This window comes from Pediococcus sp., assembly GCF_003533255.1.
Classification (GTDB): Bacteria; Bacillota; Bacilli; order Lactobacillales; family Lactobacillaceae; genus Pediococcus; species Pediococcus parvulus.
Window position 1 is genome coordinate 1 of sequence record NZ_DOEM01000031.1, and the last position, 1,090, is coordinate 1,090.

Sequence of the window (1,090 nt, forward strand, 5' to 3'; positions counted from 1 at the left end):
CGCACCCATAAAGGATGCGACTGTTGTATAATTTCCTCCTTATTTTTAAGTATCGCAAAATTTCAATTCACGCACCCATAAAGGATGCGACAATAAGTCCACCGTTTATTAAATGCAGACATGTATATTTCAATTCACGCACCCATAAAGGATGCGACGGTTTCCAATTAATTAAACCAATAACTGCAGTTGCATTTCAATTCACGCACCCATAAAGGATGCGACCTTAAGGAAGAGGCATAATAGTATGATTATAATTGTTGCATTTCAATTCACGCACCCATAAAGGATGCGACCTTTTGAATTTGATAATACTGTTTAAAATTGTTTATTTCAATTCACGCACCCATAAAGGATGCGACTGAGGTTGCAGGAGTTGCTGGTAAAGGATTTGTTGGTATTTCAATTCACGCACCCATAAAGGATGCGACAAGGTTTGAGTGCTTGGTCAGAAACAGCATATTAAAAAAAATTTCAATTCACGCACCCATAAAGGATGCGACTATTTATCCATTAAAATAGCCAACTTTTTAACCAATTTCAATTCACGCACCCATAAAGGATGCGACAATCTTAAAGAAATTCATTAGTTCCGAAATGTTGATTTCAATTCACGCACCCATAAAGGATGCGACCTGAAGAGGCAGCTGAAGAAGTAGCACTAGATGCAATTTCAATTCACGCACCCATAAAGGATGCGACATTTGATGTGGATGACTTAGCAGCAAACGCTTCAAATTTCAATTCACGCACCCATAAAGGATGCGACCGAGTGGCGGAATAGGTAGACGCTACGACTGATAAATTTCAATTCACGCACCCATAAAGGATGCGACTTTAGAATGGCTTCATTTAGTTCTGTTGGTGTCCAATTTCAATTCACGCACCCATAAAGGATGCGACCCATAGCACATATCAGATGGTGGATAACGTCAATATTTCAATTCACGCACCCATAAAGGATGCGACCCGTCATCATTGAGTTAATCTGATTAATCTTCAATATTTCAATTCACGCACCCATAAAGGATGCGACATTCATTCCGCTGATAACAGTTGGGGGATTGATAAATTTCAATTCACGCACCCA

General features: G+C 39.4%; 1 CRISPR repeat array.

What is annotated here, in order from left to right:
• Nucleotides 1–59 precede the first annotated feature (59 nt).
• A CRISPR array of direct repeats spans nucleotides 60–1,036; the repeat unit is 32 nt; unit sequence ATTTCAATTCACGCACCCATAAAGGATGCGAC.
• Nucleotides 1,037–1,090: the final 54 nt, after the last annotated feature.